Raw genomic sequence first — 19,919 nt, 5'->3', positions numbered from 1 at the left:
CAACGCACCGGGTTTCCACCTGATCAGGAGTGCACGATGGACCTCAACCGTCGTCAGTTCTTCAAGGTCGCTGGTCTCGGCCTTGCGGGCTCAAGCCTCGGCGCGCTGGGCATGGCCCCGACGCCGGCTTTCGCCGAACAAGTGCGTCATTTCAAGCTCGCCCATACCCATGAAACCCGCAACACCTGCCCGTACTGCTCGGTCGGTTGCGGCTTGATCATGTACAGCCAGGGCGACAACGCGAAGAATGTCGCCCAGAGCATCATCCACATCGAAGGCGATGCCGACCACCCCGTCAATCGCGGCACCCTCTGCCCCAAAGGCGCAGGCCTGCTCGATTTCATTCACAGCCCCAGCCGTCTCCAGTACCCGCAGGTGCGCAAGCCCGGCACCACGGAGTGGACGCGAATCTCCTGGGATGAAGCGCTGGATCGCATCGCCGACCTGATGAAGGCCGACCGCGACGCCAACTTCATCGAGAAGAACGCTCAAGGGCAAACGGTGAACCGCTGGCTGAGCACCGGTTTCCTCGCGGCGTCGGCATCGTCCAACGAAGCGGGGTACATCACCCACAAGGTAATTCGCAGTCTCGGCATGCTGGGGTTTGATAACCAGGCACGTGTCTGACATGGCCCGACGGTGGCAAGTCTTGCCCCGACGTATGGCCGTGGTGCCATGACCAACCACTGGACCGATATCGCCAACGCGAATCTGGTTCTGGTGATGGGTGGCAACGCCGCGGAAGCGCACCCTTGCGGTTTCAAATGGGTGACCGAAGCCAAAGCCCACAACAAGGCGCGGCTGATTGTGGTCGACCCGCGTTTCACCCGCACCGCCTCGGTGGCCGACTATTACGCACCGATCCGCACCGGCACCGACATCGCCTTCATGGGCGGGCTGATCAATTACCTGCTGACCGAAGACAAGATCCAGCACGAATACGTACGCGCCTATACGGACGTGTCGTTCATCGTCAAGGCCAACTACGGCTTCGAAGACGGGTTGTTCAGCGGTTACGACGCAAGCAAGCGCACCTACACCGACAAGTCCGGCTGGGGCTATGAAATCGGCGAGGACGGTTTCGCCAAAGTCGACCCGACCTTGCAAGACCCACGCTGCGTCTACCAATTAATGAAGCAGCATTACAGCCGCTACACCCTGGAGCTGGCCAGTCAGGTCTGCGGCATGCCCGTGGACGCGATGAAGAAAATCTGGGAGGAGATCGCCACCTGCTCGCAACCGGGCAAAACCATGACGATTCTCTACGCGCTAGGCTGGACCCAGCATTCGACCGGCTCGCAGATGATCCGCAGCGCGGCCATGGTGCAACTGCTGCTGGGCAACGTCGGCATGCCGGGCGGGGGCGTCAACGCCCTGCGCGGGCACTCCAACATCCAGGGCCTGACCGACCTGGGCTTGCTGTCCAACCTGCTGCCCGGTTACCTGACCCTGCCGGCCGAAGCCGAACAGGATTACAACACCTATATCGCCAAGCGCGCACTCAAGCCGTTGCGTCCCGGGCAGATGTCCTACTGGCAGAACTACGGCAAGTTTCACGTCAGCCTGATGAAAGCCTGGTACGGCGCCAATGCCACCGCCGAGAATAACTGGGGCTACGACTGGCTGCCCAAGCTGGATATTCCCGGCTACGACATCCTGAAAATGTTCGACATGATGGGCAAGGGCGAGGTCAATGGCTACATGTGCCAGGGCTTCAACCCGATCGCCGCCTTGCCGGACAAGAACCGGGTGATGAAGGCGCTGGCCAAACTCAAGTGGCTGGTGGTGATGGACCCACTGGCCACCGAAACTTCGGAGTTCTGGCGCAACGCCGGGCCTTACAACGATGTGCAAACGGCCGAGATCCAGACCGAAGTCATCCGTCTACCCACCACCTGTTTCGCCGAAGAAAACGGTTCGCTGGTCAACAGCGGTCGCTGGCTGCAATGGCACTGGAAGGGTGCTGATGGCCCGGGGCAGGCGCGCACGGACGTGAAGATCATGGCCGAGCTGTTCTTGCGCCTGCGCAAGCGTTACCAGGCCAACGGCGGTGCCTGGGCCGAGCCGATCCTCAAGCTCGACTGGCCCTACAAGGTACCGGATGACCCGACGCCGGAAGAGCTGGCCCGGGAATTCAACGGCTACGCCATCGCCGATGTCACTGACGCCTCGGGCGCGGTGGTCAAGGCCGGTCAGCAGCTGTCCGGCTTCGGCCAACTCAAGGACGATGGCAGCACGGCGTCCGGGTGCTGGATCTTCTGCGGCAGCTGGACCGAGCAGGGCAACAACATGGCCCGGCGTGACAACAGCGATCCTTTCGGCATGAAGCAGAACCTGGGCTGGGCCTGGGCCTGGCCGATGAACCGACGGATTCTCTACAACCGCGCCTCTTGCGACCCTCAAGGCAAACCATGGGACCCGAACAAGCGGCTGGTGTGGTGGAACGGCAAGGTCTGGACCGGCACCGACGTGCCTGACTACAAGGCCGATGTGCCGCCGGAAGCCGGGATGAACCCGTTCATCATGAACCCCGAAGGCGTGGCGCGTTTCTTCGCCCTCGACAAGATGAACGAAGGGCCGTTCCCCGAACACTATGAGCCGTTCGAGACGCCCATTGGCATCAACCCGATGCACCCCAACAACAAGCAGGCGACCAGCAACCCGGCCGGGCGGATCTTCGATTCAGTCTGGGACACCCTCGGGCAGGCCAAGGACTTCCCTTATGCGGCGACCAGCTACCGGCTGACCGAACACTTCCACTTCTGGACCAAGCATTGCCCGATCAATGCCGTGACCCAACCTGAGCAGTTTGTCGAAATCGGCGAGGTGCTGGCCAAGGAGAAGGGCATTGCTGCCGGTGACAGGGTGCGGGTCAGTTCCAAGCGCGGGCATATCGAAGCGGTGGCGGTGGTGACCAAGCGGATTCGTCCGCTACAGGTCAACAACCAGGTGGTGCATCAGATCGGTATCCCGTTGCACTGGGGCTTCACCGGCGCCACCCGTCACGGTTACCTGACCAACACCCTGGTGCCGTTCCTCGGCGATGGCAACACACAGACCCCGGAATCCAAGTCATTCCTGGTCAACGTGGAGAAAGTCTAAATGGCCAGCCAAGACATCATCGCCCGTTCGGCCACCACCACCATGCCACCCTCGGTGCGCACGCAAGAGGAAGTGGCCAAGCTGATCGACACCACCAAGTGCATCGGCTGCAAGGCCTGCCAGGTCGCCTGTTCGGAATGGAACGAGCTGCGCGACGATGTCGGTCACAACCTCGGCACTTACGACAACCCTCAAGACCTCAGCGCAGACACCTGGACCTTGATGCGCTTCACCGAGCATGAGACCGACGCCGGCAACCTCGAATGGTTGATCCGCAAGGACGGCTGCATGCACTGCGCCGAGCCCGGCTGCCTGGCGGCGTGCCCGAGCCCCGGCGCGATCATCAAGCACGCCAACGGCATCGTCGATTTCGATCAGGACCATTGCATCGGCTGCGGGTATTGCATCACCGGGTGCCCGTTCAACATTCCGCGCATCTCGCAAAAGGACCACAAGGCTTATAAATGCACGCTGTGCTCGGACCGGGTGGCGGTGGGGCTGGAGCCGGCCTGTGTGAAAACCTGCCCGACCGGCGCCATCGTTTTCGGCAGCAAGGAAGACATGAAAGAACACGCCGCCGAACGTATCGTCGACCTCAAGAGTCGCGGTTTCGAAAACGCCGGTTTGTATGACCCCGCAGGCGTCGGCGGCACCCACGTTATGTATGTGCTGCACCATGCCGACACGCCCAGGTTGTATGCCGGGTTGCCGGATCACCCGGCGATCAGTCCGCTGGTGGACCTGTGGAAAGGCCTGAGCAAACCCCTGGCGTTGCTGGCCATGGGCGCGGCGGTGCTGGCCGGGTTCTTCCATTACGTGCGCGTTGGGCCGCAGTTGGTCGAGGAAGACGAACATCCAGTCATCATCGACCCGGCGGTGCATGAATTCGATCCATCGGTGCACACCTTTGATCCGACGAAACCCGGCGGGGAGGACAGGCCATGAACGACAAACCGATCCTGCGCTACACCTCCAACCAGCGCACCAACCACTGGCTGGTGGCAATTGTGTTTTTCATGGCCGCGCTGTCGGGGCTGGCCTTGTTCCATCCGGGGTTGTTCTGGCTCAGCAACCTGTTTGGCGGCGGTTCGTGGACGCGCATTTTGCACCCGTATATGGGCGTGGCGATGTTTGTGCTGTTCCTCGGCCTGGTGTTCAGTTTCGGGCGGGCGAATTACTTCAGCGCCAACGATCGGTTGTGGCTCAGGCGCGTCGGGACGGTCATTCGAAACGAGGAGGAGGGCGTGCCTCCGATCGGCAAATACAACCCGGGGCAGAAGCTACTGTTTTGGGTGTTGCTGATTTGCATGCTGGTGCTGCTGTTCAGCGGGTTGGTGATCTGGCGTGCCTGGTTCAGCGCGTACTTCGGTATCACCAGCATTCGCTGGGCGATGCTGCTGCATGCACTGGCGGGGTTCATCCTGGTGCTGAGCATCATCGTTCACGTTTATGCCGGTATCTGGATTCGCGGCTCGGTCCACGCCATGGTGCGTGGCAGGGTCAGCCGCGCCTGGGCGAGAAAACACCATGAGCTCTGGTACCGGGAAGTGACCCAAGACGAGACGCCCGAGCGACCGATCAGCAAAAAAGGATGACCCCTTGGCCACGATCCTCGAGCCTGGGCAGATAGAAGCGGCGGCGAGTTCACCGCCGTTTCTGTACCTGCCACCGAACAACCTGTTCACCTTGCGCGCGCTGCGCCTGGAACGCCTGGCCGATGGGCATCCATTGGCGGATTACCTGCGTTTGGTTGCCGGACTGTGCCACGTTCAGCAGAACCTGATGGACGATCCGCCCATGGCCGCCATGCCCGATCCCGAACGTCTTCGGGTGTGCGTGGAACATGGCTTGCCACCGTTCGCCGCCGACAGTCTGGTGCGTGAAAATGTTTGGCTACCCTTTCTCGAAGCCTTGTTGCAACGCTATCAGCCACCGCCACAACCAGCGGTAGAAAACGCCGTGGCGACGTTGCGCAGTGCCAACCCAGGGCTGCTCAAAGCCTGGGCGATTGCCTTGGTCAGCGGCCAGTATTCAATGCTGCCGGCAGAGCTGGTGCCGTTCCTCGGTGCAGCGCTGCAAGCGGCCTGGAGCCATTGGCTGCTGAGTTCACCCAACCTTGAACTCAAGCGCGGCGACAGCCTCAGCCAATGCCCGGCCTGCGGTTCGCCGGCGATGGCCGGGGTGATTCGTCATCGCGGCAAATACAACGGTTTGCGTTATCTGGTGTGCTCGTTGTGTGCCTGCGAATGGCACGCGGTGCGGGTCAAGTGCGTGTATTGCGAACAGAGCAAGGGGCTTCAATACATCAGTTTCGAGGATGACCGTCATGCTGCCAATCAGGCGCCGTTGCGGGCGGAAGTCTGCCCCGGCTGTAACAGCTACCTGAAGCTGATCTACCTGGAAAACGACGCCGAAGCCGAAGCACTCTCGGCGGACCTGTCCAGCCTGATGCTGGACATGCGCCTGGAGGAGGAAGGCTACCAGCGCCTATCGCCCAATTTGATGTTGGCACCGGGAGCATAGGTATATACACATCTTTGGGGTTACAAAGATTCACTTTACACGCATTACCCTGTAGGAGCTGTCGAGCGAAGCGAGGCTGCGATCTTTTGATGTTGCCGTTGCTGTGGGAGCAGGCTTGCGCGCGAAGGGGTAGGCAGATCAAAAGCCAAAGCCACGGCAAGATCAAAAGATCGCAGCCTCGCTTCGCTCGACGGCTCCTACAGGGACAGGCCGGTAGGCCGCCTCGCTTTTACGGTGCACCTCCATCGAGAGGCCCACGGAGCAGGACCGGAGCGAGGGAGAGACGACTGAGCTTATCCCTTTGAGCAATGAGCCCAGCGGCTACACTCAGACGCGACGGTCAATCGCTTCCGGGAGCCTCTGATGTCTGCAACCTCCGCCAGCCACGCCTTGCGGCTGCCCTCCATCGACAGCTTGCTGCGCCATCCCGCCTGCCAGGCATTGGCCGAGCGTTATGGGCGTGATGCGCTGCTGGCCGGCCTGCGGCAACTGCTTGATGACTTGCGCGAACCGGTGCTCAAGGGTGAACTCAATGCCGTTGAAATCGCCCCCGACGTATTGGCGGGCAGGGCGGGTGAGCGTCTGGCGATCCAGCATCGCAGCCAGGTCCGGCGGGTATTCAACCTCACCGGCACGGTGCTGCACACCAACCTCGGCCGCGCGTTGTTGCCGGAGTCGGCTATCGAAGCCGTTCAGCTCGCCGCCCGCTATCCGCTCAATCTGGAATTCGACCTGCACAGCGGCAAGCGCGGCGATCGCGATGATTTGATCGAAGGGTTGATCCGCGAGCTGACCGGCGCCGAAGCGGTGACCGTGGTCAACAATAATGCCGCCGCCGTGTTGCTGACGCTCAACAGCCTGGGCGCTCGCAAGGAAGGCATCATTTCCCGTGGTGAACTGATCGAAATCGGCGGTGCGTTTCGCATTCCCGACATCATGGTCCGCGCCGGGGTGCGGCTGCACGAAGTGGGCACCACCAACCGCACCCATGCCCGCGATTACGAGGCCGCCATCGGTCCGCGCAGTGGCCTGGTGATGCGTGTACATGCGAGCAATTACTCCATTGAAGGTTTCACCGCCCGGGTGCCGACGGCGGAGTTGGCGGAACTGGCTCACCGTCACGGGCTGCCGCTGCTCGAAGACCTGGGCAGCGGCAGCCTGCTGGACCTGACTCGCTGGGGCTTGCCCGCCGAACCGACGGTGCGCCAGGCGCTGCTTGATGGCGCGGACATCGTTACTTTCAGTGGCGACAAACTGCTCGGCGGTCCCCAGGCCGGGCTGATAGTCGGCCGTAAAGACCTGATCGCGAAGATCAAGAAGAACCCGCTCAAGCGCGCGCTGCGGGTCGACAAACTGACCCTCGCCGCCCTCGAAGCCGTATTGGCGCTGTACCGCGATCCTGATCGACTGGCCGAGCGCCTGCCGAGTCTGCGCCTGCTGACCCGACCCCAGGCCGACATCTTCGCCCAGGCCGAGCGCTTGCAACCGTCTCTGGCACGAGTGTTGGGTGACGGCTGGAGCGTCAGCGCGGAGCCGGCGCTGGGCATGATCGGCAGCGGCAGCCAACCGGTGGCGCGACTGCCCAGTGCCGCGTTATGCCTGCGGCCGAACGTTTCCAAACGTCTGCGCGGGCGGCGATTGCTGGGGCTGGAGGCCGCGTTTCGCTGGCTGCCGATTCCCGTGCTCGGTCGCATCGACGGCGATGCACTTTGGCTGGACCTGCGCCAACTGGACGACGAAGCCGCGTGGCTGGCGCAACTCGATCAGCTGGCGCAATTCGATCAACTGCAGGAGGAGGGCGCGCACGGGTGATTGTCGGCACGGCGGGGCACATTGATCACGGCAAGACCTCCTTGCTCCAGGCATTGACCGGCCAGGCCGGTGACCGTCGTCGGGAAGAACGTGAACGCGGCATGACCATCGACCTCGGCTACATCTACGCGGCACTGGAACCGGGCGGCGCCCTGACCGGTTTTATCGACGTGCCGGGCCATGAACGCTTCACCCACAACATGCTGGCCGGGGCTCAGGGCATTGATCTGGTGTTGTTGGTGGTGGCGGCTGATGACGGTGTGATGCCTCAGACCCGCGAACATTTGGCGATTGTCGAGTTGCTGGGCATCCCTCGGGCACTTATTGCGATCACCAAATGCGACCGGGTCGATCCTGCTCGTGTGCAAGCCGTCCGTGAACAGATCGAAGCATTGCTCGCACCCGGCCCTTATGCCGATGCGCCGCAAATCGCGCTGTCGAGTGTGACCGGCGAAGGCGTCGAGGCACTGCGTAAGGCCTTGCTGGATGCGCAACATGAGGTGCTTCAACGCAGCGCCAGCGGCGGTTTCCGCCTGGCGATTGATCGGGCTTTCAGCGTGGCCGGTGCCGGTATTGTGGTGACCGGTACGGCGTTGTCCGGCCAGGTGGTCGTGGGCGATACGCTGATGTTGAGTCCGCTGGGCAAACCGGTACGGGTGCGAGGCCTGCATGCGCAGAATCAGGCGGCTGACAGCGCAACGGCCGGGCAGCGAGTCGCGCTGAACCTGAGTGCCGACCGTTTGGCCCTGGAGCAGATTCACCGGGGCCACTGGCTGTTGGCCGAATGGCTGCATGCGCCGACCCAGCGTCTGGATATCGAGATGACCTTGTTGGTCAGCGAGGCGCGAAGCTTCGAGCACTTTCAGCCAGTGCACGTGCATCTCGGCACTCAAGACGTGACCGGGCGAGTGGCGTTGCTGGAGGGCAGCAGCCTGGCGCCGGGTGAGCAGATGTTTGCGCAACTGCTGGTGAACGCGCCGGTGCTGGCGGTGAAGGGCGACCGTTTGATCCTGCGCGATCAAAGCGCGCAACGGACCCTCGGTGGTGGACGGGTGCTCGACCCGTTCGCCCCGGCCCGACACCGTCGCAGTCCCGAACGATTGGCGCAGCTACAAGCGCTGTCCACCACGAACAGCCTGGAAGAAGCACTGCCGACGCTGCTGGCCAACAGCGACACAGGGCTCGACCCGCAACGTCTGGAGCGTCAGTTCAATCGCCCGCGCGAAACTTGGGAGCTGCCCGACGACGTGCGCTTGATCGATACGCGGCAGGGGCCGTTGCTGTTCAGCGCGGTGCGCTGGGAAGCCCTGAAGGCGCCGCTGCTGGAACACCTCGCCCGCTTTCATCAACTCGAACCGGATCAAATGGGACCGGACAGGGATCGCCTGCGTCGCTTCGCCGGCACCGCGCTGGACCGGCCGACCTTTATCAGCCTGCTCGATGAATTACTGGCCAGCGGTGCGATCGTTGCCAGTGGCCCCTGGCTGCATTTGCCCGATCACCAAGTGCGTTTGAGCGAGGATGACGAAACCCTGTGGCAACAATTACAGCCGCTGTTCGAACAGGCGGGTTTCGATCCACCGTGGGTGCGTGATCTGGCTAAAGCGACAGGCTATCAAGAGGCGGTCGTACGCCTGCTGCTGCGCAAGATGGCGCGGCTGGGGCTGGTGCATCAAGTGGTTCGCGACTTGTTTTATACCGAGACGCTGGTGTGCCGATTGGCGGCTATGCTGGTGCAACTGGCCAGCGATGACCCGGTGATTCAGGTCATCGCGTTTCGCGATGCCGTAGGCCTGGGGCGCAAACGCAGCATTCAGATTCTTGAGTACTTCGACCGGATCGGCCTGACCCGACGCTTTGGCGACCGGCGCCATATCCGGCTCGACAATGCACTGGCCCAACAAACAGAAGACTGAGTTCAAGGAAGGCAATCGCGCCCGGTGGCGCGGCCGGGCTTCAAACCCGGTTGGGGACGGCATCCGTTCCCGGGCAGGTTCGACTCCGGCTGCCTTCCGCCATTTGGTAGAACACAGGGACAGGCGCAATCCCTGTGGGAGCGAGCCTGCTCGCGATAGCGGTGTATCAGCTGATAGAAATGTTGAATGTGAGTCCGCCATCGCGAGCAGGCTCGCTCCCACAAGTTTGCGCACCTTAACTTACCGGCATTGGGGCTGCCCCCTCGCCACAGGTTCTGCAGTTGTCATGCATTAGGGGCAGACAGCCCATTGAAAGCACGCCAACAAACACAACTATGACCTACGCTTATTCCAGACGCATGTTCAACGAACAGGGGCTCTTCCCTGATCGAAAACAACAAGAACAGCTATCCGGAGACGACTCATGTTTGCATTGGCCCGTCGATTCAGCAGCAACCTCGCCGTTTTAGTTACCGCCGCCGCGCTCGCATCACCGGTGTTTGCGCTGGACACCGTCAAGTTCATGGCCCCGGGCTCCGTCGGTGGTGGTTATGACCAGACCGCACGCGTCCTGGGCAAAGCCATGGTCGAGGCCAAAACGGCAAAGGCCGTCACCTTTGAGAACAAGGGCGGCGCCGGTGGCACCCTGGGGTTGGCGCAATTTGCCAACGGCACCAAGGGCGACGCCAATGCCCTGATTGTGGTCGGCGCGATCATGGTCGCGGCCATCGAGCAGAACAAACCGCAAATCACTTTGAAGGACGTGACACCGATCGCCCGGTTGTTTACCGAATACAACGTGATTGCCGTGCGGGACGACTCCCCGTACAAAACCCTGGACGACTTGCTCAAAGACTTCAAAGCCAACCCGTCCAATATCAAATGGGGCGGTGGCTCCAAGGGTTCGATCGACCACATTGGCATCGCCGAACTGGCGAGCAAAATGGACGTCCCCGTCAATAAGGTGAATTACGTTGCCTTCGCAGGTGGTGGCGAAGTCGTCGCCGCGGTGCTGGGCGGCCACATCACGGTGATCACCGGCGGCTACGCCGAGCTTGCCAAATACATCCAGTCCAAGCAGTTCCGCTTACTCGCCATCGGCGCACCCAGCCGCGTTGAAGGCATCGATGCACCGACCCTCAAAGAAAGTGGCTATGACGTGACGATCGGCAACTGGCGTGGCGTTTACGGTGCAGCGGGCCTGACACCTGACCAGCGCAAAGAACTGACCGAAGCCGTCCTGACCGCCACCAAAAGCAACGTCTGGCAAGAAAACGTAAAAACCAATGCATGGTCACCGAGCATTCTGACCGGGGATGACTTCGGCAAATTCGTCGAAGAAGAACATGGGCGCCTGCGCGCGATGCTGGTCAAGGTCGGGCTGCTTTGAGATGGCCGGGCGCTGGAGAGTCATGCCGGCCCAACTGGCAATTGGCTTAGCTGTCGTCGCCATCAGCGCGGTATTGGCGTTCGGCGCCTCGCGGTTTCCTGCCGAAATGGGCTTCGTCATCATGGCGGCGTACGTCTATCCCTACGCCGTCGCGGCGTTTCTGGGCGTCGTCGGTCTGTTGATGTGCTATCAGGCGCTCACCGGTGGTTTTCGCAACCTTCCCGACGACCATGAGACCACCCAGGCTCAGCCCGGCGGCAAACTCGGCGCAACCTGGGTCACGGCGGGGCTTGTGGGCGTTGCCTTGCTCATTACCTACATCGGCTTCGTATTGGCGGCCGCACTGCTGTTTGCCTGTTCTGCACGGGGTTTTGGCAGTCGCAGCCCGCTGCGGGACCTGGCCATCGGCATCGCCCTGACGCTGCCGATTTACTGGCTTTTCACTGCCGGGCTAGGGGTTTCCCTTCCGCCCTTGATCAACGCCTGGATCTGATCCGGGCCGAAGGAGGTCGAAAAGGTGGACATTCTCTCGAGTCTGGCAACCGGCTTCGGTGCCGCGTTGGCGCCGATCAATCTGATGTGGGGTTTTATCGGCTGTCTGCTGGGTACCGCGATCGGTGTTTTGCCGGGGATCGGCCCGGCGCTGACCGTCGCCTTGTTGCTGCCGATCACCGCCAAGGTCGATCCTACCGGCGCGCTGATCATGTTTGCCGGTATCTATTACGGCGCTCAGTTTGGCGGCTCCACCACCTCGATTCTGCTCAACACCCCGGGGGAGTCGTCCTCGATGGTCACGGCCCTGGAAGGCAACCTCATGGCCCGCAACGGGCGGGCAGGCCCGGCCTTGGCGACGGCTGCTATCGGTTCATTTGTGGCCGGCACCATCGCGACGATCTTGCTGACCCTGTTCGCTCCCCTCGTTGCGACGCTGGCACTGAAGTTCGGGCCGGCGGAGTATTTTGCGATTCTGGTGCTGGCCTTCACCACGGTGTCGGCGGTGCTCGGTGCATCGATGTTGCGCGGCTTTGCCTCATTGGGCATCGGATTGACCATCGGCTTGATCGGCCTGGACTCGACCTCAGGCATAGCCCGCTACACATTGGCGGTGCCCGAACTGGTCGATGGCATCGAAGTGGTGCTGGTGGCGGTCGGCTTGTTTGCCGTCGGTGAGGCCTTGTACAGCGTGCTCTACCAAAAGGAAGAAATGGGCAGCCGACACCGCATGACCTCGTTGTGGATGACCCGCGCCGACTGGAAACGCTCGATTCCCGCGTGGCTACGGGGCACCTTGATTGGCTTTCCATTCGGCTCGATTCCGGCCGGTGGCGCGGAAATTCCGACGTTCCTGTCTTATTCGACCGAACGCAAACTCAGCAAATACCCGAAAGAGTTCGCCGCCAGCAAAGGCGAGGGCGCCATCGAAGGTGTCGCCGGCCCCGAGGCGGCGAACAACGCCAGCGCCACCGGTTCGCTGGTTCCGCTTCTGACCCTGGGCATACCGACCTCCGCGACGGCGGCGATTCTGTTGGCCGCGTTCCAGAACTACAACCTGCAACCGGGGCCGCTGCTGTTCCAGACCTCGGGCGAGCTGGTCTGGACGCTGGTGGCCTCGCTGTACATCGGCAACGTCATCCTGCTGGTGTTGAACCTGCCGTTGGTGGGCCTGTGGGTCAAACTCTTGCAGATTCCGCGACCGTACCTGAACGCCGGCATTCTGGTGTTCGCCACCATCGGCGTGTACGGCATGCGCCACTCATCATTCGACCTGTTTCTGATGCTGGGCATCGGCTGGGCCGGGGTGTTGATGCGGCGTTTCGATTTCCCCGTCGCCCCGGTGATCGTCGGCATGCTGCTGGGGCCGATGGCGGAAAAACAACTGCGCAACGCTTTGTCCATCAGCCAGGGCGACTGGATGGTGTTTGTGACACAACCCATTGCGGCTTCGGTCCTGGTGCTGACGCTGTTGGTGTTGCTGGTGCCCTACCTGCTGCATAAACGTGGCATCAAATTGCATGAGGATGATTGAGTGCCGATCGTTCCCACGCGATCGTAAGAACGATCAACTTTGTGGCGCACAACTTTCCAAGACGTTTCCTACAACGTACCCTGTTGCCGCGTTTCGGTATCGACCCCTATAGTTCGGGCTCGCGGAAAACACCGCGAACGACCTTGGCCGGTCGATAACCTGAAATGCAACAGCGTCATTGTTCAGACCGTTTTATGTCTGGACATGTCTTATGGCAGCTGTGCGCGGGACACCTTCGGGTGTGCCGGATCTTTCAGGTGTCTGGTCGGCCAACCCGCACACAGCCGCCACCTTTATTCGCTTGGCCGCGAACGGTGGTAGCTTTACCTGGAGTTACACCATGTCCGACCAAGTCATGCCCCGTTACCTCCCCATCGACACCTACGACGCCGATAACCCGGTGCTCTTCATCAACACCCATAAAGAACTCAGCGACATGGCCGCTTGCGCCATGCACCGCTTCACCGTGGTTCGCGATCTGACCGACACCTTGTCCAGCCTTAACCTCAACGGCATTTCCGACTGCGACCTGACCCGTGTTACCCGTGCGGTGCATCTGCTGATGCGCGAAGGTTGCGCAATACTGAATGTGATTCAGGCTCGGGCGTTGCAGCGGGAGGAGGGGTTCAAGACTGCTGTTTAGCGGTGTTTCATCTGACGTCATCGCGAGCAGGCTCACTCCCACACTGAACCGTATCCACCTTGAGAACGCGGTCAAATGTGGGAGCGAGCCTGCTCGCGAATGGGCCTCAAGATCGCCAACGCTTAACTGATTGTCAGAAATCAGAAGCGGAACGCTTGTCGTCCTACCAGTAGCCATTTGCCTTTCTGTTTTTGCCAGATCTGGAAGTTCTCGATTTCCGTCGGAACGATCTCTTCACCCTTGATGGCTTGTGCCGAAAAATGATGACGGACCAACGCCACATCACCCGAGAGCGTAATGGTCTGCCCCTGCATTTCCAGTGTCTTGAAAGCGCTTTTGCCGGTTTCGATGTCGGCGATGAACGCTTTCTTGTCCTGGATTTTCCCGCTGGAATGGCCGTAGGTGAGGTTTTCAGCGGTGAGCGCATTCAGTTGGGGAATGTTCTTGGTCAACATGGCTTGAGTCAGATGGTCTACCGCCACGGCGACATCCTTCTCGCCCGATGAAGGGGCTGCCATCACATAGCCGCTGAAGAGGCACAAAAAGCCGATAAGCAATTTCGTTTTTTTCATGGGTATTTTTCCTTGTTGTTATAGGGATGACAGACGCGAGACAGGTATCTCGTCTGTCATCGTACAACTTAGCAGATTTTTGTTAGGGGATGCATCCACTGAATAAAACGCAACCCTGTGGGAGCGAGCCTGCTCGCGATAGCGTCATGTCAGTCGACATCTTCGTTGCCTGTCACTGTGCTATCGCGAGCAGGCTCGCTCCCACAGGTTCCGCTCTCGCGAGTACCTTCGGTGCCGCTTTTCATCACTTCATCATCTGCTTGGAACTCCCCGCCAGACACCCTCGTCATCTGCAATGAAGCACCACCGCGGACACCCCGCGGCCACTTCCTGACGTGTTCATTACGAAGGCGAGGGATGACATGACTATTCCAGACAGCAGAACCGGACAACCGGATGCCCCTCGGGATCCCGCAGGCTCCGAACAAAACTTTCAGCATTTAAAGGAGGAGGTTACCGAAGCGATAGGCGGTGCGCGGCATCAGGCCGATGAGCAGTTCGGCCAATACCGCGATACCGCAGCGGATCAGATTGAAGCTTTGGCCAGAGGCGCCCAGTCAGTCGTTTCCGAGATCAGGACGAACGATACGTTTGGGATGTCCGATTACCTGGCAGACATGGCCGACAGCATGAGCAGCCTGGCGGGAAAACTGCGCAGCAAAAGTGCCGAAGAGCTTCTGCACGATGGCGCTGACCTGGCGCGCGACAATCCGGGGTTGTTCATTGTCGGCAGCATCGCGGTGGGGTTTGGTTTGTCGCGGTTCCTGAAAGCGGGCACGGCGACCCTGCCGACAACAACCGACCGTGAGTTCGCTGCCCAGAGCAGCACAGCCACGTTCACCGGCGATGGCTCGCAAGGACTTTATGAAACGTCGATGCCGCCCGGAGGCGAGCTGTCGCCCGGATTGGCCTCCAGCATCACGCCGTCCTCGCCGAGCGCGCCCGACCATCGTGGCGACAGTTCCTCAATGCCGGGGTCCAGCCCCTTCTCAGGAGAACGGTGATGAACAGAGAAGATCCAGAACTGCAACGCACACCACCCGTCACACCGTCTGTCACGACGGTTGATCATGACGTTTCCGTGGTCGGTTTATTGCGGCAGCTAACTCGGGAAGTACCGGCGTTATTCACCAAGGAGCTGGCGTTGGCCAAAGTGGAATTGCAGGCCAGCCTGACGACATTGAAAGCAGGGATTGCCGGGGTCGCCGGTGGCGCCATTGTGCTGCTCGCCGGGTTCATCATCCTGCTGATGGCTGTGGTCTATGCCTTGAGCCTGGTGATGGCGCCCTGGCTGGCCGCGCTGATTGTCGGCGTCGTGGTGATGGTCATCGGCTTCGTGATGCTGCAGGCAGGCAAGAAACAATTCGAGCCTTCCCACTTCAAGCCTGATCGCACCCTGGACGCGTTGAACAAAGACCAGGAAGCCCTGCGGAGGAAAGTGTCATGAACCGTGAATTCGAAACCGAAGCGGCCAAGAGCCCGGAAACCATCGAGCGTGAAATCGATGCGCAACGGGAGAACATCGGGCATATCGTCGACGCGCTGGAAAGCAAGTTCACCCCTGGCCAGATGTTCGATCAGGCGCTGCTGATGATGCAAAGCAACGGCTCGACCTTTCTGACCAATCTGGGCACCAGTGTGCGCAACAATCCCGTGCCCGCGGTGCTGACCTCGGTCGGGCTGATGTGGTTGATGATGAGCCAGAATCGCCCGCCAACGCCCCGGGAATATCGCGTCGAGCCGGATGTCGACTGGGCCGATGACTTGGGTGAAGGGCTCTCTGAGGGGCTGGACAGCGCGCGACAGCGTCTGCACGACACCACCGATTCGCTCAAGGACAGCTATCAGGCGGTCAAGGGCAAGGCCGCGCATCTGGGCGACAGCCTGCATGCGAAGACCGATCAGCTCAGTCACACCGTCCATGACACCACTGATCGCCTGACGCGCAGGACTCATGAAATGGGCGACCAGTTCAGTCATCTGCTCAAGGAGCAACCATTGATGATGGCCGCGGTCGGTATGGCGGTGGGCGCATTGCTGGGCGCGGCGCTACCGACCACCGCGACGGAACGCCGTTATCTGGGCAGGACCAGCGCAAGCCTCACCGGCAAGGTCAAACAGCAAGCACGGGAGGGCTATGAGGCGGTGCGCGAAAAGGTGATGGAAACCACGGAGCCCCACGAGGCAATCGCTGGAGAAACGGGCGAGATGCGCAAGACCGCGTCCGAAACCCCGGCCGATCTGTCGCGTGGGCTGGGAACTTCTTGACAGGTATCAGGGCAAGACGGGAGGTCTGATGCACAGACGTCCCGTCGAGCCCGCTTTGTCGACGCCTTGAATCAGGCAGGGCGCCAAGATCCGACACCCTGACGAGGTACACATCATGATTGATGAATCCACAGGAATGACTCCCGGCGTGCGCTATGAAGTCGAGAATCGGGAAAGGGTAGAACCGTTTGCCGGTTTTTTTCTGGACGGCAAGTATTACCTCACGCCAGCACTGCAAACAGCCATCGGCTGGCTCGAGGGCAACCGCTTTATCTACGATGAACTTGATCCCGAGGGCGAGCCGGTTTTCAAGGACCGTGTGGCCGGCACTATCAAGGATTTGAAACTCACGTTGAGTGACGGAATGACCTTGGAGATTCACCCCGTTTCTGGCACCTGACTCATCGGTAGCGAAAAACTCAGGGCCGTCTCGAACATGCGTCAGCCGCCACTGATTTTCCAGTGTTTGACGTTATCGGCAAACACCATCTGATGCATTTCGTGGGCGATTCCGTAGGCCAGGGATTCATGCGCCGCAATGACTTTCTCTTCCGCTGAAAGGCAATGAAAAATATCCAGTTTGGTCTCTGCGTGGGCAGTTTCCAGGGCAAAGATTTGCACGTAACGCGCGAGGTCGTTATCCAGGCTCAAGAGGTATTCGCGCAGGCGTTGATGGTCGACCGAGCTTTGGGGGAAGTACCAATTCATTGGGTGAATCAGAAACCGCGAATGGGGCGCGGTGATACGTCGGCCGGCGGCCAGGTACATGATGATGCCCATCGACTCGATGTTGCCGGCATTAATCGCGCACAGCGGCACTGGCAGGGATTTGAGGAAGGTATAGAGGGCGAAGCCAAAATTGGTGCTGCCACCGCTGGTGGAGAGATTCAGCAGCAAGGAGGAGGCGCCCTGGTCGATGGCGTCGAGGCAGCAGTCCCTGAAGCGTTCCATCGTGCCCTGATCAATCTGGCAATGAAAGTGGACGATGTGCTCTGTCATCGACGTACCTCCATACAGGATAAATTAGAGAGCTGATGATTCAGCGCAACTGCTTGAATGATGCCAGACCTCACCGCTCTTTTCTTTCATGAATTTGTATAAGCAAAGCCCATTTTTATACTCGTTTGACTCACCCCCATTAGTCGCCGCGGCAGGAGTTTTCCGGAACTAATAACCCTAATCCGTTGGTCGCAAGAATGCCGCATCAGTTCAAACTTTTAATCCAGGAAAACCTCGGAATAAGACGAGCCTAGAAAGGTTCGCGAGAAACAATGAGGAGAACGAAAATGGCTAACACCGGTAACAAGAACCCTGGCAATTTTGCCAACGACCCTCAAAAAGCCTCCGAAGCTGGCAAAAAAGGCGGGGAGTCGGGCGGCGGGATGATGAACGATCCGCAACGCACCTCCGACGCCGGCAAAAAAGGTGGACAGGCCTCAGGGGGACGTCAATCCAGCGATACCAATCGTCCCGGCAGTGGACAGGGCGCAGGGCGCCAAGGCAACTTGGTCGAAGACAGAGAGAAAATGTCTGACGCAGACAAAAAAGGAGGAGGGCAAACTCCCGGCGGCGGGCGTAAACCCTGATGCCGTGTGAAATACATCAAGCCCCGCTTATGGCGGGGCTTGGTTTTATCCAGGTCAGCTTCCCGACGCCTCACGAATCATGACAGGCGCATGCTGTGCCATCAGCTCAGCGACCCAATCAATGAATACGCGCAACTTGAAGCTGATATGCCGGTTCGGCGCAAAGGCCACGTAGATCGGCATCGGATCAAGGCGCCAATCTTCGAACAAACGGACCAACTCGTCGCGCGCTTCGTAGGTTTTGGACATGTAGTCTGGCAGCCAAAGAACGCCGAGGCCGGCCAGCCCGGCCGCGATGTAGGCATTGCCATCGTCGACCGCCAACACATAGCGACCCTTGATATGGACACTCTCACTCTTGCTGCGCATGGCATAAGGCACAGCTTTGCCTGTGCGTGCCCACAGGAAACCGACGACACGATGATGCGAATCTTCCAGCTCTTGCGGATGCGACGGCGTACCCACGCGTTCCAGGTAGCTCGGCGCCGCATAAACGCCCAACTGGAGTTCGCCTACCCGCCGGGCCATCAGAGACTGATCGGTTAATTCGCCGCCGCGCACAACGCAATCTACATTCTCACCGATCATGTCCACGATGCGATCGCTGACGCCCATGTCGATCTGGATGTCAGGGTATCGAGCATGAAACGCAGGCAACGCCGGTACCAGAATCATGCTGGCCAACGGGCTGGGCACATCCACTCGCAGCCGGCCCCTGGGCAGGGCCGAGGCGCTGGACAGGCTGGTCTCGGCATCGTCCATGTCGGCTAGCAGCCTTACCACACGCTCGTAATAGACGGCGCCATCGGCGGTTACGTTGACCTTGCGCGTCGTGCGGTTGAGTAATTTGACGCGTAACCGGGCCTCCAACTGCTGCACCAGTTGCGTCACGCTCGTCTTGCTCATATGCAGTGTTTCGGCTGCCTTGGTGAAGCTGCCCGTTTCCACCACCCGAGCAAATGCCAGCATCGCATCGAAACGGTCCATTTCTGCCCCGGATATCTATTGGATTGTTTGGGTTTTACAAACAGTGATGGCTACAGTTGCTCGTTTATCGGGCATGCACAAGTCCTTAAAGTCTCTTCATCATTAATTGCGGGTCGTCTTTGACCCGTTGCTGGAGGCACTTTATGAGCAAGCGTGATGTTGTTTTTCCGCCCGGACGCCAAGCGCTTTATGAGCGCAATCGCTATTCGCCGGCTATCCGGTCCAATGGCTTTTTATTCGTATCGGGGCAAGTCGGTAGCACCGAAGACGGCTCACCCGAGCCCGACCTGGAGACTCAGGTTCGGCTCGCGTTCAACAATCTGAACGCGATCCTGGGATCTGCCGGTTGCACCTTCGACGACGTGATTGACATAACGGTCTTCATCGTCGATCCGCAAGAGAAGTTCGAGACGATCTGGAGGGTTGTGCCGGAGTTCTGGGGTAATGCACCGCACCCGACATTAACTGCTGTCGGGGTAACGTGGCTGTATGGTTTTCAGTTCGAGATCAAGGTGATCGCCAAGCTTCCTGAAACCACCAGCAGCTGACCTGACCAGCGATAGCGCGGTGCAACTATCGGTTCAAGTAATAGTGACAATCAAGAAACGCAAGTTCTGCTTTGTCGGGCAAAGTCGGAAAATCGCCTCCATCGAGACGCTCAACGACCCCGACTTTTTATTTTCAGGACTTCACCAATGCGCCCTTTATTTGTTCCTGTCATGGCTTTCGCCTCCTTGCTGCTGGCCGGTTGCGCTTCCGCGCCGAACGCCCCGACGCTGACTTTCCAGACGAAAAAAACGCCTGCCGAGTACGCCGACTGCGTAGTGCCGAAGTTGCAGGGCAGCGCACTGAACCCGACGGTCTCGCAAACCCAGCGCAGCTACCGGATCGTGGTGCCGAGCAAAGTCGCGGCAGACAACGTTCTCGAAGCCTACAAGGCCCCGAATGGCGGCAAGGTGTTTTTGTATGAGCGCCACTTGCTGGCGTCGAACTTCATGCCTTCGAGTTTCGAACGTGCCGCGCAGGAATGCCTGTAACCGCTTTTAAAAATGCTCCTTTGGTTGGCCGCAACCAACCAAATTTTTTGTCCCGTG

General features: G+C 60.0%; 20 protein-coding genes and 1 tRNA gene. 18 read left to right on the top strand and 3 right to left on the bottom strand.

Annotated elements, in window-relative coordinates; all coding sequences use genetic code 11:
• Window positions 1-36 precede the first annotated feature (36 nt).
• From fdnG to BK662_RS19675, 11 genes are all read left to right on the top strand, one after another.
• A complete protein-coding gene (gene fdnG / locus BK662_RS19725) occupies window positions 37-3,102 on the top strand; it encodes a formate dehydrogenase-N subunit alpha (RefSeq protein ID WP_148057941.1) in 3,066 nt (1,021 codons plus the stop codon).
• Window positions 3,103-4,047, top strand: coding sequence for a formate dehydrogenase subunit beta (fdxH, locus tag BK662_RS19720; RefSeq protein WP_123359442.1), 945 nt, complete (start codon window positions 3,103-3,105; stop codon window positions 4,045-4,047).
• Window positions 4,044-4,697, top strand: a complete 654-nt coding sequence (locus BK662_RS19715; protein WP_123359441.1) for a formate dehydrogenase subunit gamma — start codon at window positions 4,044-4,046, stop codon at window positions 4,695-4,697. The genes fdxH and BK662_RS19715 overlap by 4 nt, the downstream gene beginning before the upstream one ends.
• A gap of 4 nt (window positions 4,698-4,701) precedes the next feature.
• Window positions 4,702-5,625 carry a formate dehydrogenase accessory protein FdhE gene (gene fdhE / locus BK662_RS19710; protein ID WP_123359440.1) on the top strand — a complete coding sequence of 308 codons (924 nt, stop codon included), beginning with the start codon at window positions 4,702-4,704 and terminating at the stop codon, window positions 5,623-5,625.
• Window positions 5,626-5,988: 363 nt separating this feature from the next.
• On the top strand, window positions 5,989-7,437 hold the full coding sequence (gene selA, locus BK662_RS19705; RefSeq protein ID WP_123359439.1) for an L-seryl-tRNA(Sec) selenium transferase: 1,449 nt from the start codon (window positions 5,989-5,991) through the stop codon (window positions 7,435-7,437).
• Window positions 7,434-9,353 (top strand): selenocysteine-specific translation elongation factor, encoded by a 1,920-nt coding sequence (gene selB / locus BK662_RS19700; RefSeq protein WP_123359438.1) that lies wholly within the window; start codon window positions 7,434-7,436, stop codon window positions 9,351-9,353. The genes selA and selB overlap by 4 nt, the downstream gene beginning before the upstream one ends.
• 6 nt (window positions 9,354-9,359) lie before the next feature.
• Window positions 9,360-9,455, top strand: a tRNA-Sec gene (locus BK662_RS19695).
• 322 nt (window positions 9,456-9,777) lie between these two features.
• Window positions 9,778-10,743 carry a tripartite tricarboxylate transporter substrate binding protein gene (locus BK662_RS19690; RefSeq protein ID WP_123359437.1) on the top strand — a complete coding sequence of 322 codons (966 nt, stop codon included), beginning with the start codon at window positions 9,778-9,780 and terminating at the stop codon, window positions 10,741-10,743.
• A 1-nt stretch (window position 10,744) separates the two neighbouring features.
• Window positions 10,745-11,236 (top strand): tripartite tricarboxylate transporter TctB family protein, encoded by a 492-nt coding sequence (locus tag BK662_RS19685; RefSeq protein ID WP_123359436.1) that lies wholly within the window; start codon window positions 10,745-10,747, stop codon window positions 11,234-11,236.
• A 24-nt stretch (window positions 11,237-11,260) separates the two neighbouring features.
• Complete coding sequence (locus tag BK662_RS19680) at window positions 11,261-12,769, top strand: tripartite tricarboxylate transporter permease (protein WP_123359435.1); 1,509 nt, start codon at window positions 11,261-11,263, stop codon at window positions 12,767-12,769.
• 340 nt (window positions 12,770-13,109) lie between these two features.
• Complete coding sequence (locus tag BK662_RS19675) at window positions 13,110-13,412, top strand: hypothetical protein (protein WP_123359434.1); 303 nt, start codon at window positions 13,110-13,112, stop codon at window positions 13,410-13,412.
• 140 nt (window positions 13,413-13,552) lie between these two features.
• On the opposite strand, the gene BK662_RS19670 is transcribed toward BK662_RS19675, so the two are convergent.
• Window positions 13,553-13,984, bottom strand: coding sequence for a nuclear transport factor 2 family protein (locus BK662_RS19670; protein ID WP_123359433.1), 432 nt, complete (start codon window positions 13,982-13,984; stop codon window positions 13,553-13,555).
• A gap of 362 nt (window positions 13,985-14,346) precedes the next feature.
• On the opposite strand from BK662_RS19670, the gene BK662_RS19660 reads away from it, so the two are divergent.
• The 4 genes from BK662_RS19660 (at window position 14,347) to BK662_RS19645 (ending at window position 16,652) form a co-directional block, all read left to right on the top strand.
• Window positions 14,347-14,988, top strand: a complete 642-nt coding sequence (locus tag BK662_RS19660) for a hypothetical protein (RefSeq protein WP_123359432.1) — start codon at window positions 14,347-14,349, stop codon at window positions 14,986-14,988.
• Entirely contained in the window at window positions 14,988-15,431 is a 444-nt protein-coding gene (locus BK662_RS19655) for a phage holin family protein (RefSeq protein ID WP_185047167.1), read from the top strand. Before BK662_RS19660 ends, BK662_RS19655 begins: the two co-directional genes overlap by 1 nt.
• Entirely contained in the window at window positions 15,428-16,252 is an 825-nt protein-coding gene (locus BK662_RS19650) for a DUF3618 domain-containing protein (protein ID WP_123359431.1), read from the top strand. The genes BK662_RS19655 and BK662_RS19650 overlap by 4 nt, the downstream gene beginning before the upstream one ends.
• Before the next feature lie 115 nt (window positions 16,253-16,367).
• Window positions 16,368-16,652 (top strand): hypothetical protein, encoded by a 285-nt coding sequence (locus BK662_RS19645; RefSeq protein WP_123359430.1) that lies wholly within the window; start codon window positions 16,368-16,370, stop codon window positions 16,650-16,652.
• A gap of 41 nt (window positions 16,653-16,693) precedes the next feature.
• Here BK662_RS19645 and BK662_RS19640 read toward each other — a convergent pair whose 3' ends face one another.
• Window positions 16,694-17,251, bottom strand: a complete 558-nt coding sequence (locus BK662_RS19640; protein ID WP_123359429.1) for an ATP-dependent Clp protease proteolytic subunit — start codon at window positions 17,249-17,251, stop codon at window positions 16,694-16,696.
• Between the two features lie 287 nt (window positions 17,252-17,538).
• Between BK662_RS19640 and BK662_RS19635 the strand changes: the two genes are divergently transcribed.
• Complete coding sequence (locus BK662_RS19635; RefSeq protein WP_123359428.1) at window positions 17,539-17,838, top strand: con-10 family general stress protein; 300 nt, start codon at window positions 17,539-17,541, stop codon at window positions 17,836-17,838.
• A gap of 54 nt (window positions 17,839-17,892) precedes the next feature.
• On the opposite strand, the gene BK662_RS19630 is transcribed toward BK662_RS19635, so the two are convergent.
• On the bottom strand, window positions 17,893-18,825 hold the full coding sequence (locus tag BK662_RS19630) for a LysR family transcriptional regulator (protein WP_123359427.1): 933 nt from the start codon (window positions 18,823-18,825) through the stop codon (window positions 17,893-17,895).
• Window positions 18,826-18,968: 143 nt separating this feature from the next.
• Here BK662_RS19630 and BK662_RS19625 point away from each other — a divergent pair, with 143 nt between their 5' ends.
• Window positions 18,969-19,373: a RidA family protein gene (locus BK662_RS19625; RefSeq protein ID WP_123359426.1), complete on the top strand. Its 405-nt coding sequence runs from the start codon at window positions 18,969-18,971 to the stop codon at window positions 19,371-19,373.
• Window positions 19,374-19,520: 147 nt separating this feature from the next.
• The gene (locus BK662_RS19620; RefSeq protein ID WP_123359425.1) at window positions 19,521-19,862 is read left to right on the top strand and encodes a YajG family lipoprotein; all 342 of its coding nucleotides are present in this window, start codon (window positions 19,521-19,523) and stop codon (window positions 19,860-19,862) included.
• Window positions 19,863-19,919 lie beyond the last annotated feature (57 nt).

The organism is Pseudomonas frederiksbergensis, assembly GCF_003732275.1.
Classification (GTDB): Bacteria; Pseudomonadota; Gammaproteobacteria; order Pseudomonadales; family Pseudomonadaceae; genus Aquipseudomonas; species Aquipseudomonas frederiksbergensis_H.
This window is presented reverse-complemented; position numbering and strand designations above follow the sequence as displayed.

Bases quoted from the DNA above. Each gene is read 5' to 3' on its own strand.
- fdxH (WP_123359442.1), top strand. From the start codon at position 3,103: ATGGCCAGCCAAGACATCATCGCCCGTTCGGCCACCACCACCATGCCA.
- BK662_RS19715 (WP_123359441.1), top strand. From the start codon at position 4,044: ATGAACGACAAACCGATCCTGCGCTACACCTCCAACCAGCGCACCAAC.
- selA (WP_123359439.1), top strand. From the start codon at position 5,989: ATGTCTGCAACCTCCGCCAGCCACGCCTTGCGGCTGCCCTCCATCGAC.
- BK662_RS19690 (WP_123359437.1), top strand. From the start codon at position 9,778: ATGTTTGCATTGGCCCGTCGATTCAGCAGCAACCTCGCCGTTTTAGTT.
- BK662_RS19685 (WP_123359436.1), top strand. From the start codon at position 10,745: ATGGCCGGGCGCTGGAGAGTCATGCCGGCCCAACTGGCAATTGGCTTA.
- BK662_RS19675 (WP_123359434.1), top strand. From the start codon at position 13,110: ATGTCCGACCAAGTCATGCCCCGTTACCTCCCCATCGACACCTACGAC.
- BK662_RS19670 (WP_123359433.1), bottom strand. From the start codon at position 13,984: ATGAAAAAAACGAAATTGCTTATCGGCTTTTTGTGCCTCTTCAGCGGC.
- BK662_RS19660 (WP_123359432.1), top strand. From the start codon at position 14,347: ATGACTATTCCAGACAGCAGAACCGGACAACCGGATGCCCCTCGGGAT.
- BK662_RS19655 (WP_185047167.1), top strand. From the start codon at position 14,988: ATGAACAGAGAAGATCCAGAACTGCAACGCACACCACCCGTCACACCG.
- BK662_RS19650 (WP_123359431.1), top strand. From the start codon at position 15,428: ATGAACCGTGAATTCGAAACCGAAGCGGCCAAGAGCCCGGAAACCATC.
- BK662_RS19645 (WP_123359430.1), top strand. From the start codon at position 16,368: ATGATTGATGAATCCACAGGAATGACTCCCGGCGTGCGCTATGAAGTC.
- BK662_RS19640 (WP_123359429.1), bottom strand. From the start codon at position 17,251: ATGACAGAGCACATCGTCCACTTTCATTGCCAGATTGATCAGGGCACG.
- BK662_RS19635 (WP_123359428.1), top strand. From the start codon at position 17,539: ATGGCTAACACCGGTAACAAGAACCCTGGCAATTTTGCCAACGACCCT.
- BK662_RS19630 (WP_123359427.1), bottom strand. From the start codon at position 18,825: ATGGACCGTTTCGATGCGATGCTGGCATTTGCTCGGGTGGTGGAAACG.
- BK662_RS19625 (WP_123359426.1), top strand. From the start codon at position 18,969: ATGAGCAAGCGTGATGTTGTTTTTCCGCCCGGACGCCAAGCGCTTTAT.
- BK662_RS19620 (WP_123359425.1), top strand. From the start codon at position 19,521: ATGCGCCCTTTATTTGTTCCTGTCATGGCTTTCGCCTCCTTGCTGCTG.